Genomic DNA, 14,519 nt, shown 5'->3' with positions numbered 1-14,519 from the left:
GCCGGACCTCATGCCGACATCCTGCTCAACCGCCGCACGGCCTCGGTGAGCACCTCGTCGCGCTTGCAGAAGGCGAACCGGACCAGGTGCCGGCCGAGGTCCGCGTGCTCCGCCGTCCAGAAGACACCCGCCGGCACGGCGACCACCCCCGCCCGGTGCGGCAGCTCCCGGCAGAAGGCCAGGCCGTCGTCGCCGTCGGCGATCCCGCGGACGTCGACCGTGGCGAAGTAGGTGGCCTCCGGGCTGACGGTCGGCAGCCCCGCCTCCCGGAGCCCGCCCACCAGGACGTCCCGGCGCCGCTGCAGGTCGGCGGCGATCCCGGTGAAGTAGGCGTCGGGCAGGGCGAGCCCCGCGGCGATCGCCGGCTGGAACGGCCCGGCGTTGACGTAGGTGAGGAACTGCTTGGCGGTGCGGACGGCGGCCACCAGCGGCGCCGGCCCGCAGGTCCAGCCCACCTTCCAGCCGGTCGTGCTGAACGTCTTGCCGCCGCTGCCGACCACCAGCGTCCGCTCGCGCAGGCCCGGGAGGGTCGCCGGCGAGACGTGCTCCGCGCCGGCGAAGACGAGGTGCTCGTAGACCTCGTCGGTGACCAGGAGCAGGCCGGCGGTGAGGACGACCTCGGCGACGGCGTCGAGCTCCTCGCGGCGGAACACCTTGCCGGTGGGGTTGTGCGGGGTGTTGAGCAGCAGGAGCCTCGCCCGCGGGGTGACGGCGGCGCGCAGGTCGGCGGGGTCGAACGTCCACACCGCGCCGTCGGTGTCGGCCGGGGGCGGGGTGAGCGGCACCGGGCGCAGCACGCCGCCGGCCATGGCGACCGCCGCGGCGTAGCTGTCGTAGACCGGCTCGAAGACCACGACCTCGTCGCCGGGCTCGACCAGCGCGAGCATCGCGGCGGTGAGCGCCTCGGTGGCGCCGGCGGTGACCAGCACCTCGGTGTCGGGGTCGTAGGCCAGGCCGCGGAAGCGCGCGACGTGGGCCGCGATCGCCGCCCGCAGCTCCGGGGTGCCGGGCCCGGGCGGGTACTGGTCGTGCGCGGTGCCGATGGCCGAGCGGGCGACGTCGAGGACCTCCGCCGGGCCCGGGGTGTCGGGGAAGCCCTGGCCCAGGTTGATCGAGCCGGTGGCCACCGCCAGGGCGCTCATCTCGGCGAAGACCGTCGTCCCGAAGCCCTGCAGGCGCTCCGCCAGGTACGGGGCGCTCATGCCGCCACCGTGAAGCGCACGGTCCGGCGCGCGACGTCGGCCTCGGCCAGCCGCACCCGCACCCGCGCGCCGGCCGCGAGGCCCGCGCCGGCGCAGCGCGCCCGGATCGCGGGGTCGGCGAGCACCACGGTGCCCCGGTCGTCGTCGGCGTCGACCACCACGGCGTCGAACTCCTCCCCCTCGCGGCCGGCGAGCAGCCAGGCCTCGGTCGCGTCGACGACGGCCCGCTCGACCGCCCGGGTGCGCCGGTCGGAGGCGGTCATGAGCGCCGGCAGCTCGGGCAGCGCCGCGCGGACGGCCGGGTCCGGCTCGCGCCCGGCGGCCAGCGCCAGGCACACCTCGGTGCCGAAGCGGTCCACCAGCCGGCGCAGCGGCGCGGTGACGTGGGCGTAGGGCGCGGCGACGCCGGCGTGCCCGGGGTCGGCGGGCGGGTCGCCGTCGAACGGCGTGTAGGCGGCGCCGCGCAGCAGGGCGGTGGCCTCCTCGAGGAAGGCGAGGTGCCGCGGGTCGGCGAGGTCGAGGCCGGCGAGCACCGCGCCGGCGCCGGCGTCCGCGGGCCAGTCGACGCCGAGCGCGGGCGCGAGGCGGCGCAGCCGCCCGACGTCCTCGGGGCGCGCCTGCGGCAGCGTGCGCAGGACGCCGACGCCGCCGTCGAGCATCAGGCGGGCGGCGGCGCGGCCGGTGAGCAGCGAGATCTCCGCGTTCCAGCCCTCGACGGGCAGCGGCGCGCGGGCGACGAGCGTCCAGCCGCCGCCGTCGGTGCGCACGACCTCCTGGTCGGGGGAGCCGAGCTCGACGGCGCCGCGGTCGGCGGCGCGCGCCCGCAGCAGCCGGCCGAGCTCGGGCAGCAGCTCCAGCGCGCCGGACAGGGTGCCCGCGTCGGCCTGCGCCTGGACGTCGGGGTAGGCGAGCTGGGCGCGGCTGCGCACGCGGGCGCGGCGCAGGTCGACCGAGCGCACCCCGCCGTCGGCGTCGAGCCGGATGGTCCACAGGGCGGCGGCGCGGTCCTCGCCGGGCAGCAGGCTGGCGGCGCCCTCGCTGAGCACCGGCGGGTGCAGCGGTGTGCGCCGGTCGGGCGCGTAGACGGTCTGACCGCGGCGGCGGGCCTCGGCGTCGAGCGCGCTGCCCGGCGCGACGACGGCGCCGACGTCCGCGATCGCGTAGCTGACCCGGTAGCCGCCGTCCTCCCGCGCGAGGTGGACGGCCTGGTCGAGGTCGCGGCTGCCCGGCGGGTCGAGGGTGACCAGCGGCAGGTCGGTGGCGTCGTCGTCCGGCATCGGCGGGTCGGCGGCGAGGCGCTCGGCCTCGGCGAGCACCGCGGGCGGGAAGTCCTCCGGGACGTCGAACTCGGCGCGGATCGCGGCGAAGTCGGGGCCCGGGACGGCGGCCGGCCAGCGCGGCACGACCGCGTTCCACGTGGAACTCACGCGACCCGGACGTCCTCGGCGCCCTCGATGCTGACGACGTCGCCCCGCCGGACCTGCCGGCCGCGGCGGTCCTCGAGCTCGCCGTTGACCCGGACCGTGCCGGTGACCAGCACGTCCTTCACCTGGGCGCCGGTGGGCACGGCGTCGACGAGCTTGAGCAGCTGGCCGAGGCGGATGGAGTCCTCACCGGGACGGAGCTCGACGGTGCGCACGTCCCCCATCCTCACGCGGGGGTGAGCGCGTCGCCGACCGCCACCCGGCCGGGCACCGGCACCAACGCGCCGACGGCGAGGGTGCTGCCGCGCTCGCGGTGGATGGTCTTGAGGACGCCGTTGTCGCGGGCGATGCCGCCGGGCTGCGGCCGGGTGACCATCACGCAGCGGCTGACCGGCTTGAGGACGTCGAGGACGGCGCCGCCGAGCCGCACGGTGCTGCCCACCAGGTCGTCCTCGCCGGAGCCGTCGAGCAGCACGTTGGCGCGGAACCGGCGCCGGTCCCAGGTGCCGAGCGTGCCGGTGGAGACCAGCGAGACCCGGATGCGCGAGCTGTCGTGGAAGGCGCCGGACGCCCCCTCGAAGGCGTCCCACACGTCCTCGTCGTCGTCGGGCGCCTCGTAGTGCCGGGGCCCGCGCTCGACGTCGGCCGCGCGCAGCGTCACCGGCCGGCCCAGCCAGTCGGACAGGACGTCGTCGTCGGTGGTCGCCGTCCCGTCGGGCAGCACCACCTCGACGCCGCCGTCCGCGCGCAGGCGGGCGGCGGCGAAGAGCAGGTCGGGGACGCGGCGGGCGGTCAGCCCGTAGCCGGTCGAGCGGTCGAACAGCGCCCACTGCCGGTCACCGGCCAGGCCCTGCGTCCCGACGTCGACGGCGTCCAGGCGCTCCCCCTGCAGCGACTTGACCGGGTAGCGCCACAGCTCCAGCACCCGCACGTCAGGCCCCCCACGCGAGGGTCCAGGTGCCCGACCAGGACTCCCCCGGCGCGAGGACGACGAGGTCCGCGCCGTCGGCGAGCGCGTTGGGCGGGCAGGTCATCGGCTCGACAGCGAGGCTGCGCCGGCGCTGGCCCTCGGGCAGCGTGTCGCCGCTGTAGACCTGCAGCCACGGCCACGACCCGTCGACGGCGAGCTCCAGCGTCCCGGCCGGCCCGCGCAGGTGCACCCGCGCCCAGCCGTCGTCGTCGCGGACGAGGTCGGTGACGGCGTCGTCGAGGGCGCGGTCGCCGATCCGGCCGATCTCGCCGTCGAAGGGACGGCGGGTGCCGGTGGGCAGGCCGCCGTCGAGGTCGAGCGCGGTACGGGCGGGGACGGTCAGCTCGGCGTCGCCGATGCCGCCGTCGGCCGTGGCACCGACCGCGAGGTAGGGGTGCATGCCGGTGCCGAACGGCGCGGGGCGGTCGCCGGCGTTCCGGACCCGGACGGTGACGGTGAGCCGGTCGGGGGCCAGGACGTGGTCGACGGCGGCCGCCAGCCGGAACGGGTAGCCGGGCCGCGCCTCGACGACGGTGCCCACCGTGACGGCGTCGGAGTGCCGGGCCAGCACCTCCCACCGCAGCCAGGTGACCAGGCCGTGAGCGGCGGGCTTGCCGGGTCCGGCGACGTCGAGCTGGAGCTGCTGCCCCTCCCACGTCCACTGCCCGTCGCGCAGCCGGTTGGGCCAGGGCAGCAGGACGCCGCCGCGCCGCCCGGCCGGCACCGCGCCGGCGGGGTAGCCGTCGAGGACCGCCCGGTCCCCCACCGTCAGCGCGCGCAGGCCGCCGCCGCGCAGGTCGACGGCGAGGCGGGCGTCGCCGCTGACCAGCTCCACCTCCGCCGGCTCGGTCGCGGGCCACGCGGTCATCGGCGGGATCGTCACCGGCTCACCCCACCACAGCCGCGGCGTCCCGGCCCAGCTCGTAGTCCAGGACGAGGACCGCGCCGTCTGCGTCGTGCCGGAGCTCGACGGTGCCGCGCAGGCCGGCGAGGTCGCCGGTCGCCGTCCCGGGGAGCACCACTCCCGTCGCGGGCTGAGGGTCGCCGTCGACGACGCCGCCGTGCTGCAGGACGAAGCTGCCGGACCGGCCCTCGAGGGTGCCCGTCACCTGTTCGACCGCGACGTAGCCGGCGGGCGCCCCTCCCACGGCGACCGCGGTCATCGCCACGACGCTGGTGCCGGTCAGCGGACCGGAGAAGGACTTGCGGAGGGTCACCCGCGACGACGAGACCGACCCCCCGCCACCGAGGTCCAACGGTTCCGGCTCCCAGCCGGTGACCTCGAACGGGATGCGGACGACGGTGCCCATGCGGCCTCCTGACGTGTGCGGTCGGGCGCAGCCTGCAGCACGCCGCCGACGGTCGCCGCCTCAACCCAGCGGGTCCTCGTCGTCGCGGAGCAGGGTGATCCGCACGAGGCCGGCGGCCAGGCGGGCGAGGTCGTCGCCGCCGACCAGGCCGCGCAGCTCCTCCGCGCCGGACGGCAGGCCCGCGCGACGGGCGCCGTCGAGGACCCGGTCGTCGAGGTACGGGCGCAGCCACGGCCACACGGCCTGCGCCTCGCGGAGGAAGACCGAGGCCCCGGTGGCGCCGATGCCGGGGAACTCCTGCAGCAGGCGGGCGGCCTCGCGGGGGTCGCCGTCGGCCTCGCGCGCGAGCCGCCGCAGGTCGCCGCCGTACCGCTCGACGACGAGGTCGGCCGCGTCGCCGAGCTGGGTGGCGGTGCGCTCGTCGTAGCGGGTGTAACGGCCGCGGACCAGCGCGTCGACGCGTTCCTGCCACGTCGTGTCGCGAGTCCGCTCGGGGGTGGTGTGGCCGGCCTCCCGCAGCTCGGCCGCCGCGGCGACCGCGATGCCGGCGTCGATCCGCGCCGACAGCAGCTCGGTGAGGACGAGCAGCTGCCACAGCGGCGCAGGGGTGTCGGCGAGGCGGATGCCCGCCTCCTCGGCGTAGGTGGTGCCGTACCGGTCGAGGACGGCGCGGACGGTGTCCCGGGTGCTCACCACTCCTCCCTACCCTGGCGGCGTCAAGGACCCCTGGACATCTGTGGACACGGGTCTGACCTGCGGATTCGTCTCGCCACGGGCCCGCCGACGGGCTAGACTCCGTACATGTGTTCGAGCAGGATCGGCAGTGGTGACGTCCTCGACGACGTCGCCGCGCTGGTCGCCGAGCGCAACCGGATCGACGCCCGCCTCGCCCGCGCGGTGCGCGCGGCGGAGTTGTCGCAGGCTCCGGAGCGCGACGGGCTGAAGTCCGTGGCGTCGTGGCTGCGTGGGCACCTGCGGATGTGGGGTGCCGAGGCGTCCCGCGTGGTGGCGAACGGCCGGACGATGGAGCACCTGCCGGCCCTCGCGGAGGCGCACGAGGCGGGTCTGGTGACCGCCGCCCAGCTGGCCGAGGCGGCGCGGGCGGTCACCCCCAAGCGGCGGGCCGCCGCCGCGGTGCAGGGCGTCGACTTGGGCGAGATCGATGCGGTGCTCACCGCCGTGGCGATCGAGCAGGAACACGACGCACTGATCGTGGTCGTCCGGCGGTACTGCAACGCACTCGATCCCGACGGTCCCGAACCGGACCCGACCGAGGGGCGGCGGATGAGCGTGGTCCGCCACGCCGACGGCACCGTCTCCTTCCACCTGCACCTCGACCCGGTCGGCGCCGAACGCTTCGCCACCGCGGTCGAGGCGCACGTGCAGACCGACCGGCCCGCCGGCGACGACCGCACCCGCGCCCAGCGGCTCGCCGACGGCGCCGTCCAGCTCGCCGACACCGCCCTGGCCACCGGCGCCACCCCGCAACTGCGCGGAGTCAAGCCGCAGGTCGTGGTGAAGGTCGACGCCGAGGACCTCGCCACCGGGCGGGGCAGCGCCCAGCTCGGCTCCGGAGCGCTGGTCTCCGCCGCCCGGGCCCGCTGGCTGGCCTGCGACAGCAGCATCGCCCGCGTCGTCATGGGCCCCGACGGCGTCCCGCTCGACCTGGGCCGGGAGCAGCGGCTGGCCGACCGGCATGTCCGCCGCGCCGCGGAGGTCCGCGACGGTGGCTGCGTGTTCGCCGGCTGCGGCGCCCCCACCTGGTGGTGCGACGTCCACCACGTCGTGCACTGGCTCGACGGTGGCGAGACCTCGCTCGCCAACTCGGCGCTGCTGTGCGAACGCCACCACACCAAGGTCCACGCCGGCTTCCGCGTGCAGCGACTACCGGACGGGCGATGGCACACCTGGCGGCCCGACGGCACCGAGATCCGCACACCCGCGGCGCTGCGGTCGCCGCCCCTCGTCCCCGCCTGAGCCCGGCCACGCCCGGACACGGCCGCCCGCCACGAGCGGACGGCCGTGCCGGGCTGCGCGCCGTCAGGACGCGGCGGTCACCTGCTCGCCGATCTGCAGCACCTGGTCGCGGGTGAGCGCGGAGGGCGCGAGCAGGCGGAAGAAGCGGCCGTCCGCGAGCCGGCCGACCAGCGTCCAGAACGGTGGCTGACCCTCGTCGCCGGCGAAGAGCGCCAGCCGGCCGTCGCGGCCCTGCACGGGAACCGTCTCCGTCGACGCGGCCGTAGGCATGCCCTCGAGGAGCTCGTCGATCGTCCCGGTGTACTGCGCGCCCACCGTGCTCAGCCGCAGCGCCAGCAGGGGGTCCGCGTCGCTCACCAGGTCGAGGCTGCGGCTCTCCTCGTAGCCGCCCACAGACCAGCCGGCCGGCGCCAGCCCGAACTGCAGGCCCACCGGCTGCGGCCGGTCGACGACCGACTCCCCCACCGCCACCAGCGCGGCGACGTCGACGCGGGTGCCCTCACCGGTCAGCGAGACCCAGCGTCCGTCGGTGCGCTCCCAGAGCAGTCCGACGACGCCGTCCTGCCGCCAGACCGCGGCCTCGGTGCCGTCGACGGTCGCCGTCCCGGTCGGCTCGCCCTCGGCCGAGAAGCCGTACTCGTCGGAGGAGCGGGGGTCCTCGGGATAGAGGCCGAGCACCACCTGACCCGAGCCCGGAGGGCCGATCGCGCCGGACTGCGGGTCGACGGGCAGGTAGGCCGCCACGTACCAGGGCGGCGCGTCCCCGTACTGCGGCATGCCGCCGTACCGGCTGTAGAAGGGCGCCAGCCCCTCCGGCGGCGCCTCGACGGTCACCGGGAAGGTGACCGCCTCGGCCGCCACGAGCGCCAGCGCGCCGGGGACGACGGGCCCGCTCGCCGACGGCACGGCCGGCGCCCCGGGCTCCGGTGGCGCTCCGAGGACCACGGCCGCCGCCCAGGCCGCGGCGAGCGCCACCACGGCTGTGGCCACGCGGACGACCGTCCTCCGCCGCGTCCTCCGCCGCGGCGCGGTGCGGGCCTCGTGCGCGTCGGCCACGAGCTGCCGGGCGGCCACCACCGAGGCGGGCTCCGGCTCCGGGACGACCAGCGACAGGCCGGCGTCGGCCGTGACCGCGGCCAGCAGCTCCTCGGGCAGGGCCGGCAGGTCGGCGTCGCGCACGCCGGCGGCGCCGTCGAGCAGGGCGTCCAGGTCGCGGTCAGCGAGCATCGCCGGCCTCCTCGGGGTCGGTGGGGTCGAGCAGGACGCGGAGGCGGGCGCGCGCCCGGTGCAGCCGGACCCGGGCGGTGCCGGGCGCGATGCCGAGAGCGGCGGCCGCCTGGGTGGGGCTCAGGCCCTCCCAGGCGACCAGCGTCACGAGCTCCCGGTCCTCCGGGGAGAGCCGGTCGAGCGCCGCGCGCACCGAGCGCCGCAGCACCCCGTCCTCGTGCAGCGCGGCGGGGTCCGGGACGTCGGCGTCCGCGAGCGCGCCGGCCAGCCGCTCCCCCAGCCGGCCGGCCCGCCGGCTGCCGCGCGCGGCGTTGGCCAGGCACAGCCGGGCGACGCCGAACAGCCACGGCCGGACCTCCTCCGGGTCGGCCGGCAGGTCCGCCCGGCGGCGCCACGCCGTCGCGAAGGTCTCGGCCACGACGTCATAGGCGTCCTCCCGCGTGGCCGCGCGCCGCAGCGCGTAGCCGAGGACGGCGGTGCCGCACGCCCGGTAGGCCGCCTCCAGCCGCTCCTCCGCCGTCGCGGGAGGGTCGTCCGTGGCGGGCGGCGGCCCGTGCATCGCGATCACACCCCTCCATGTCCGGCTCGGCAGGAGCGTTACGGCAGCGTCCCGCCCGCTCGACCGCAGGATGCCGATCCGCCGGATCCCTTGCTCATCTTGTAGCAGTAATGCTACGAATGGGGGCATGGGTCGTCAGCCACGGACGGACGCCGACCGCGTCCACGACCGCATCGCGGTGCTCCGGGCGGAGCGCCGCGTCAGCCGGAGGGAACTGGCCGACGGAGTGGGCGTCCACCCACAGACCATCGGCTACCTCGAGCGCGGCGAGTACAGCCCGTCGCTGGCGCTGGCCCTGCGGATCGCCCGCTTCTTCGACCTCCCCGTCGAGGCCGTCTTCTCCCTCGACCCCCTGCCCGCGATCGGCTCCGAGCTGCTCAGGAGGAACCCGTGACCACCACCCAGAGCTCCCTGGTCCGCACGTTCGAGGACGAGCGCTACGCCTGGACCCGCACCCGCACCACCCGCCACCGCGCGGTCCTGGCCCAGGCGGCCCTCTTCACCGTCCTCGTCGCGGGCACGCTCGTGGCCGCCTCCACCGAGGAGGGCTGGACCACTCCCTACTTCGTCCTGTGGACGGCCGGGATGCTGCTGTTCATCCCGCTGCACTCGCTGCTCAACCTGGGCATCCGCGGGGTCTTCGACCGCGCGCGGCCCTCCCTCGACGAGCACCAGCAGCGGATGCGGGAGCACTCGCACGCCCGTGTGGGTTGGCCGGCGTCCGCGCTCACGCTGCTGGCCTGGTCGGGTGGCGTCCTGCTCGCCGCAGGCACCGGGCACACCGCCCTCGCCCTGTGCCTGGGCGCCCTGCTGTGGTTCGTCGCCGGCCTGCTCCCGTACTGGCACCTCGCCTGGACGCTGCCCGACGAGGAGGACGCCGAGGCGGACGAGGCGCTCCCCGCCTGACCGGCGGCGCGGCTCAGGCCCCGCCCAGCACCCGCTCGTAGTACAGCGAGCAGCCGGCGTCCGGGTCGTCCACGTAGGCGCCGAACGCGGGGATCGGCCGGTAGCCCGCGCCCTCGTACAGCCGGATCGCCTCCGGCTGGCGCGGGCCGGTCTCCAGCCGCAGCGTCGTCCACCCGCGCTCGGCGGCCGCCGCCTCCAGCCCGGCGAGCAGCACCTTGGAGACGCCCCGCCCGCGGGCCTCCGGGACCACGTACATCCGCTTGACCTCCGCGGCACCCTCGCCCAGGGGCCGCAGCGCGCCGCAGCCGACGGCCGACCCGGCGGCGTCCCGCGCCAGCAGCACGACGGCGACGTCGGCCGCCGACGGCTTCGCGCCGGGCTCCAGGTCGCCGTCGTAGCGCTCCCGCAGCTCGGCCTGCTGGGCGGCCGTCAGCCGCTGTACCTCGTCGTCGTCCCAGGCGGCGGGCGACAGCGTCGCCCCGGCGTCGGTGGTCGTCACCCCGCCATCCTGGCCGGGCGGACCGGCACCCGACCGTGCAGGACGCACCGGCGATGGGTGACGTCTGTCAATGGTGGCGGGCGCGGGGGCGGGAAAGACTCGGACCACCCCGCCGATGAGGAGCCCGAGATGCCCGAGCCGCACCAGCTCGCCGCCGACGCCGACCGCGCCGCCGTCGTCACCCGCCTCGACGAGTCCCTGGCCGACGGCCGGCTCACCCTCGCCGAGTACGAGGACCGCAGCACCCGGGCGCACGGCGCCCGCACCTACGGCGAGCTCGCCGAGCTGACCACCGACCTCCCCCGGCCGGCGGCCCCGGCCACGCCGGCCGCGCCCGGCCCGTCACCGGTGGCCCGGGCCGTGTACGGCGGCGCCTGGCACGGCGCCTGGGGCAACGACCTGCGCGCCGCCTGGACCAGCTGGCTGGTCACGGGCGTCATCGTCACCGGCATCTGGCTGGTCTCGATGCTCGGCAGCGGTGACCTGGTCTACCCGTGGCCGGTGTGGGTCGTCGGCCCGTGGGGCGTCGTCCTGCTGGCCCGCACGCTCGGCGAGCGCCGCTCGCGCGGCGACCGGCAGCTGCCGGCCTGAACCGGCGCGGGTGCGCCCGCGACCGCCCGGGTAGGCCCTCCCGCGACCGCAGTCGCCGTACCGGGAGGACCCCGTGCACACGCTCACCGAGCGCTTCACCGCAGCCCTGCACCACCTCGACGCCGAGTCCGACCCGCAGCGGATGGTCGACCTCACCGGCGAGGACGCCACGCTGATCAAGCTGAACTCCGACCACGAGGCGCAGGGCCCCGACGGCGCCCGCCGCTTCTGGGAGGACTACCGCAACGTCTTCGGCGAGCTGGAGACGACGTTCACCTCGAGCACCGTCGGCGAGAAGACGGCGGCGCTGGAGTGGGAGTCGCGCGGCACCCTGCGCAGCGGCCGGCCCTTCACCTACCGCGGCGTCACCGTGATCGAGGGCGACGGCTCCGACGACGGCCTGCTCACCGGCGTGCGCACCTACTACGACTCGGCCGCCTTCCTGCAGGAGACCGCCGGCACCGCCTGAGCGGACCTCAGCCCTCGCCGACCGCGCGCGCCGCGCAGTCGGCGAGGGTGGCGTCCCAGCCGGCGTACACCTGCATGAGCTCGACGTCGCTGCGCTCGCCCTCGATCGGGGGGTAGGTGAAGGTCATCGAGCCGTCCGCGGCGCCGAACGAGACGGCGAAGCCCTCGGGCAGGCAGGCGACGAACCGCTCCTGGGCGGCCGGGTCGCCGTACAGGCGCTCGTCCACCGGCTGGGCGAAGGCCTACTGCTCGGCCTCGTCCGACGTCTCGGTCCGGGGGACGCCGCGAGCCGTGGTCACGACGTCCCCGTCCCGGACCACCTCGACCATCTCCGCGCCGACGTAGACGGGCCGGTCGACCTCGGCCACCAGCACGCCGTCGGTGCCGGGCAGGTCGGTCCACACCCGGCCGACGGTGACGTCGTCGAACCGCACGGTGCCCGGGGAGTACCGGGCGGTGTCCCCGGGCAGGCCGACGACGACGAGCAGCGTGCCCGCTCCCGATGCGTCGAGGAGGACCACGGGCTGCGCGAGGCTCCCCCGCTGCGGCTGCGCCAGGAGCGTCAGCTCGCCGGGCGCCGCGCCGGCCGGGCCGCCGAACCAGGCGACCACCCGCTGGCCGCCGTCGGCACCCATGACCAGCGCCCAGCGGCGGCCGCCGGGCAGGTCGCCGGCGAAGAGCACGTGCCGGGAGTCCGCCGGCGGGCGCAGCTCGGCGCCGTTCAGACCCACCGGCGCCGACCACTCGAGGGCGGCCACCCCGGCGACGAACGCCTCGTCGCCCGCGAGGGAGCCGCGCGTCGGCACGTCGAACAGCCCGGGCGCGGCCTGCGCCGTCCGGTCCGTGGCGGCCTGACCGGCCGCGGGGCCGGCGTCGGGCAGCACGGCGGGGACGGCGCCGGCCAGCAGGGCGACGGCGATGGCGCCGCCGGCCCACGCCGCCCGCACCCGGCGCTGGCGGCGCGCCACGCCGATGGCGGCGTCGGCGGTGTCGTGTCCCCGCGGCGGTCCGGCCTCGGTGGCCAGCCGGTGCAGGGCGTTCCGGACGTCGAGGTCGGTCACGACGGGCTCCCGTCGGTCAGGGGGGCGGGCTCGGGCCGGGCCGGCGGGGGGTCGAGCGCCCGGCGGACGGCGGCCAGGCCCCGCGCGGTGTGGGTGCGGACGGTGCTGGCCGAGCAGCCGAGGACGCGCGCGGTCTCGGTCTCGCCGAGGTCCTCGTAGAAGCGCAGGACGAGCACCGCCCGCGCCCGCGGCGACAGGGTGTCCAGCGCCCGGCGCAGCTCGTCACCGAGCGCGTGCGCGTCCTGCCAGTCGCCGACGGCGCGCTCGGGCAGCGTCTCGAGCACCTGCTCGCCGTGCATCAGGCGCCGCCGCCAGCTCAGGTGGCAGTTGAGCAGGAGCCGGCGCACGTAGGCGATCGGGACGTCGGCCCGCTGCACCCTCCGCCAGTGCCGGTGCGCGCGGGCCAGCGCCGTCTGCACGAGGTCCTCGGCGTGGCCGCGGTCGCCGGTGAGCAGGTAGGCGGTGCGCAGCAGCGCCGCCTCGTGGGCGACGACGAACGCCGTGAAGTCGTCCCGGTCCGCGCCCATGCTCCCCCGTCCGCCGTGTGCCCGGCCGTGGTCGTGGCCGGGCGTCTGACCAGGTGACCCGGCGGGGACCCCGGATCCGCGACAGCCGCCGGTCACGATCGGGCCACGGGCCGGGCGGTCCTCCGGGCGCGGGGCGGGCCCGGGACGCGAGAAAGGCCCCCGGGGAGTCCCGGGGGCCTTCTCGTCTGGGTGGGCAAGGGGGGAGTTGAACCCCCACGTCCTCTCGGACACACGGACCTGAACCGTGCGCGTCTGCCATTCCGCCACTTGCCCTGGCGAGGAAGGACAGTAGCAGCCGCGCTCGGGCCGACGGCGGAGGGGTCGGGGCCGCCCGCACGGCGCGCCACGGGCCGGGCACGCGGCGTGCCGTGACCCGGGTGCGCGGCGCGCTGTGACGCTGCGCGTTCCTGGCCGGTCGGCGGCCGACCACCCGGCTACGATCAACCGAGGACCACCCATCCGAGCGAGCGTGGAGGAGCGACTGTGGGCGTGCTGCAGCGCTTCGAGCGACGACTCGAGGGCATCGTCGGCGTCACGTTCGCCCGCCTGTTCAAGGGCAAGGTGCACCCCGCCGAGATCGCCAAGGCGCTGCAGCGGGAGGCCGACGAGCAGCGCTCGGTGCTCGGCGAGGGCCGGGTCCTGGCGCCCAACGTCTACGACGTGCGGCTCGGCCCCACCGACTACGAGAACCTCGCCGAGTGGTCCGACCAGCTGGCCGCGCAGCTCGCCGACATGGTGGCCGAGCACATCGACGACGAGGGCTGGCAGACCTTCGGCGCCGTCCAGGTCCGCCTCGAGCGCGACGACGAGCTGCCCACCGGCGTGTTCGAGGTGAGCTCGCACGTCGCCGACCCGGCCCGGCCGGGCACGCGGGCCGACGCCGTGCCGGCCGCCCCGCCGATGGGCTCCGGCGCGGTCCCGCCGCTGCCGCCGCTGGGCGGTCGGGTGCCCACCGACACCGGCCGCCAGCACCCCTCCGTCGTCGGCCGCGCCGGCTCCCGACCCGGCGTCACGCACGTGCTCGTCGTCGACGGGCCCGGCACCCGGCACGAGCTGACCACCGGCCGCAACGTCATCGGCCGTGGCACCGACGCCGACATCCGGCTCCCGGACACCGGGGTCAGCCGCAAGCACGTCGACGTCGTCCTGGACGAGGGCACCGCCTTCGCCGAGGACCTCGGCTCCACGAACGGCACGCTGGTCAACGGCCGACGGATCAGCCGGCAGGCGCTCGCCGACGGCGACGTCATCCGCATCGGCCACTCCGTCCTGGTCTACCGGCAGGACGGCGCGTGACCGACGTCGTGCGCTCGACGAGGCGGGGCACCGGGGGCCGGTCGTGACCGCCGAGATCGTCCTGCAGGTCTTCCGCTTCGGGTTCCTGCTGCTGCTCTGGCTGTTCATCTTCGCCGCGTTCCGCGTGGTGCGGGCCGACCTGTTCGGCGGGCGCACCGGCCGGGTCGCCTCGGTCCCGCCGCGCGCCGCGGCCGCCGGCCGCCGCCGCGGCCGTGGGCCCCGCACGCTGGTGGTCACCGCCGGCCCGCTCAGCGGCACCAAGATCACCCTCGGCGAGCAGCCGATCCTCATCGGCCGCGCCGACGACTCCACGCTCGTCCTCACCGACGACTTCGCCAGCAGCCGGCACGCGCGGCTGACCAACCGTGGTGGACAGTGGTACGTCGAGGACCTGGGGTCGACCAACGGCACCTACCTCGACCAGCAGCGGGTCCAGGGCCCGCTGCTCGTGGCTCCCGGCCAGCCGATCCGCATCGGCCAGACCGCTCTGGAGCTGCGCTGA

At 76.9% G+C, this 14,519-nt stretch carries 20 protein-coding genes and 1 tRNA gene; 7 read left to right on the top strand and 14 right to left on the bottom strand.

The annotated features are described in order from the left end of the window. Window positions 1–8 precede the first annotated feature (8 nt). The 7 genes from BUE37_RS19520 to BUE37_RS19490 are packed head-to-tail and all read right to left on the bottom strand — an operon-like array spanning window position 9 to window position 5,599. Window positions 9–1,202: a pyridoxal phosphate-dependent aminotransferase gene (locus BUE37_RS19520; RefSeq protein WP_073422111.1), complete on the bottom strand. Its 1,194-nt coding sequence runs from the start codon at window positions 1,200–1,202 to the stop codon at window positions 9–11. Next, on the bottom strand, window positions 1,199–2,629 hold the full coding sequence (locus tag BUE37_RS19515; RefSeq protein WP_245794774.1) for an RNB domain-containing ribonuclease: 1,431 nt from the start codon (window positions 2,627–2,629) through the stop codon (window positions 1,199–1,201). The genes BUE37_RS19520 and BUE37_RS19515 overlap by 4 nt, the downstream gene beginning before the upstream one ends. Continuing rightward, window positions 2,626–2,850, bottom strand: coding sequence for an RNA-binding S4 domain-containing protein (locus tag BUE37_RS19510; protein ID WP_073422110.1), 225 nt, complete (start codon window positions 2,848–2,850; stop codon window positions 2,626–2,628). The genes BUE37_RS19515 and BUE37_RS19510 overlap by 4 nt, the downstream gene beginning before the upstream one ends. 2 nt (window positions 2,851–2,852) lie before the next feature. Further along, on the bottom strand, window positions 2,853–3,557 hold the full coding sequence (locus BUE37_RS19505; protein ID WP_073422109.1) for an MOSC domain-containing protein: 705 nt from the start codon (window positions 3,555–3,557) through the stop codon (window positions 2,853–2,855). 1 nt (window position 3,558) lies between these two features. Then, a complete protein-coding gene (locus tag BUE37_RS19500) occupies window positions 3,559–4,479 on the bottom strand; it encodes an aldose 1-epimerase family protein (RefSeq protein WP_245794773.1) in 921 nt (306 codons plus the stop codon). Window positions 4,480–4,483: 4 nt separating this feature from the next. Continuing rightward, window positions 4,484–4,906, bottom strand: a complete 423-nt coding sequence (locus tag BUE37_RS19495; protein WP_073422108.1) for a DUF3224 domain-containing protein — start codon at window positions 4,904–4,906, stop codon at window positions 4,484–4,486. Window positions 4,907–4,966: 60 nt separating this feature from the next. Then, window positions 4,967–5,599, bottom strand: a complete 633-nt coding sequence (locus BUE37_RS19490; protein WP_073422107.1) for an endonuclease — start codon at window positions 5,597–5,599, stop codon at window positions 4,967–4,969. 108 nt (window positions 5,600–5,707) lie between these two features. Between BUE37_RS19490 and BUE37_RS19485 the strand changes: the two genes are divergently transcribed. Next, complete coding sequence (locus BUE37_RS19485; protein ID WP_073422106.1) at window positions 5,708–6,883, top strand: HNH endonuclease signature motif containing protein; 1,176 nt, start codon at window positions 5,708–5,710, stop codon at window positions 6,881–6,883. A gap of 63 nt (window positions 6,884–6,946) precedes the next feature. Here the strand turns inward: BUE37_RS19485 and BUE37_RS19480 are convergent, their stop codons facing one another. Both BUE37_RS19480 and BUE37_RS19475 read right to left on the bottom strand, forming a co-directional pair. Then, the gene (locus tag BUE37_RS19480; protein ID WP_073422105.1) at window positions 6,947–8,110 is read right to left on the bottom strand and encodes a hypothetical protein; all 1,164 of its coding nucleotides are present in this window, start codon (window positions 8,108–8,110) and stop codon (window positions 6,947–6,949) included. Then, on the bottom strand, window positions 8,100–8,669 hold the full coding sequence (locus BUE37_RS19475; protein WP_073422239.1) for an RNA polymerase sigma factor: 570 nt from the start codon (window positions 8,667–8,669) through the stop codon (window positions 8,100–8,102). The genes BUE37_RS19480 and BUE37_RS19475 overlap by 11 nt, the downstream gene beginning before the upstream one ends. A gap of 127 nt (window positions 8,670–8,796) precedes the next feature. Here BUE37_RS19475 and BUE37_RS19470 point away from each other — a divergent pair, with 127 nt between their 5' ends. Continuing rightward, window positions 8,797–9,063 (top strand): helix-turn-helix transcriptional regulator, encoded by a 267-nt coding sequence (locus BUE37_RS19470; protein WP_073422104.1) that lies wholly within the window; start codon window positions 8,797–8,799, stop codon window positions 9,061–9,063. Then, window positions 9,060–9,575: a hypothetical protein gene (locus BUE37_RS19465; protein ID WP_073422103.1), complete on the top strand. Its 516-nt coding sequence runs from the start codon at window positions 9,060–9,062 to the stop codon at window positions 9,573–9,575. The genes BUE37_RS19470 and BUE37_RS19465 overlap by 4 nt, the downstream gene beginning before the upstream one ends. 13 nt (window positions 9,576–9,588) lie before the next feature. On the opposite strand, the gene BUE37_RS19460 is transcribed toward BUE37_RS19465, so the two are convergent. Continuing rightward, the gene (locus tag BUE37_RS19460; RefSeq protein WP_073422102.1) at window positions 9,589–10,074 is read right to left on the bottom strand and encodes a GNAT family N-acetyltransferase; all 486 of its coding nucleotides are present in this window, start codon (window positions 10,072–10,074) and stop codon (window positions 9,589–9,591) included. A gap of 129 nt (window positions 10,075–10,203) precedes the next feature. On the opposite strand from BUE37_RS19460, the gene BUE37_RS19455 reads away from it, so the two are divergent. Together BUE37_RS19455 and BUE37_RS19450 are read left to right on the top strand one after the other, a co-directional pair. Beyond that, window positions 10,204–10,665, top strand: a complete 462-nt coding sequence (locus BUE37_RS19455) for a DUF1707 SHOCT-like domain-containing protein (RefSeq protein ID WP_073422101.1) — start codon at window positions 10,204–10,206, stop codon at window positions 10,663–10,665. Window positions 10,666–10,738: 73 nt separating this feature from the next. Then, entirely contained in the window at window positions 10,739–11,134 is a 396-nt protein-coding gene (locus BUE37_RS19450; RefSeq protein WP_073422100.1) for a nuclear transport factor 2 family protein, read from the top strand. Between the two features lie 7 nt (window positions 11,135–11,141). Here BUE37_RS19450 and BUE37_RS19445 read toward each other — a convergent pair whose 3' ends face one another. The 4 genes from BUE37_RS19445 to BUE37_RS19430 form a co-directional block, all read right to left on the bottom strand. Beyond that, window positions 11,142–11,360 carry a hypothetical protein gene (locus tag BUE37_RS19445; protein WP_073422099.1) on the bottom strand — a complete coding sequence of 73 codons (219 nt, stop codon included), beginning with the start codon at window positions 11,358–11,360 and terminating at the stop codon, window positions 11,142–11,144. Between the two features lie 15 nt (window positions 11,361–11,375). Continuing rightward, window positions 11,376–12,194, bottom strand: coding sequence for a hypothetical protein (locus BUE37_RS19440; RefSeq protein WP_073422098.1), 819 nt, complete (start codon window positions 12,192–12,194; stop codon window positions 11,376–11,378). Then, window positions 12,191–12,721 (bottom strand): SigE family RNA polymerase sigma factor, encoded by a 531-nt coding sequence (locus BUE37_RS19435; RefSeq protein ID WP_073422097.1) that lies wholly within the window; start codon window positions 12,719–12,721, stop codon window positions 12,191–12,193. Before BUE37_RS19435 ends, BUE37_RS19440 begins: the two co-directional genes overlap by 4 nt. A 190-nt stretch (window positions 12,722–12,911) precedes the next feature. Then, window positions 12,912–12,994 (bottom strand) — tRNA-Leu (locus tag BUE37_RS19430). 210 nt (window positions 12,995–13,204) lie between these two features. Here BUE37_RS19430 and BUE37_RS19425 point away from each other — a divergent pair. Continuing rightward, on the top strand, window positions 13,205–14,017 hold the full coding sequence (locus tag BUE37_RS19425) for an FHA domain-containing protein (protein ID WP_073422096.1): 813 nt from the start codon (window positions 13,205–13,207) through the stop codon (window positions 14,015–14,017). A gap of 43 nt (window positions 14,018–14,060) precedes the next feature. Continuing rightward, window positions 14,061–14,519 carry an FHA domain-containing protein FhaB/FipA gene (locus tag BUE37_RS19420; protein WP_073422095.1) on the top strand — a complete coding sequence of 153 codons (459 nt, stop codon included), beginning with the start codon at window positions 14,061–14,063 and terminating at the stop codon, window positions 14,517–14,519.

The organism is Geodermatophilus nigrescens (assembly GCF_900129495.1).
Taxonomy (GTDB): Bacteria; Actinomycetota; Actinomycetes; order Mycobacteriales; family Geodermatophilaceae; genus Geodermatophilus; species Geodermatophilus nigrescens.
Note: the sequence above shows the minus strand (reverse complement) of the source record. Positions and strands in the feature narration are given on the sequence as shown.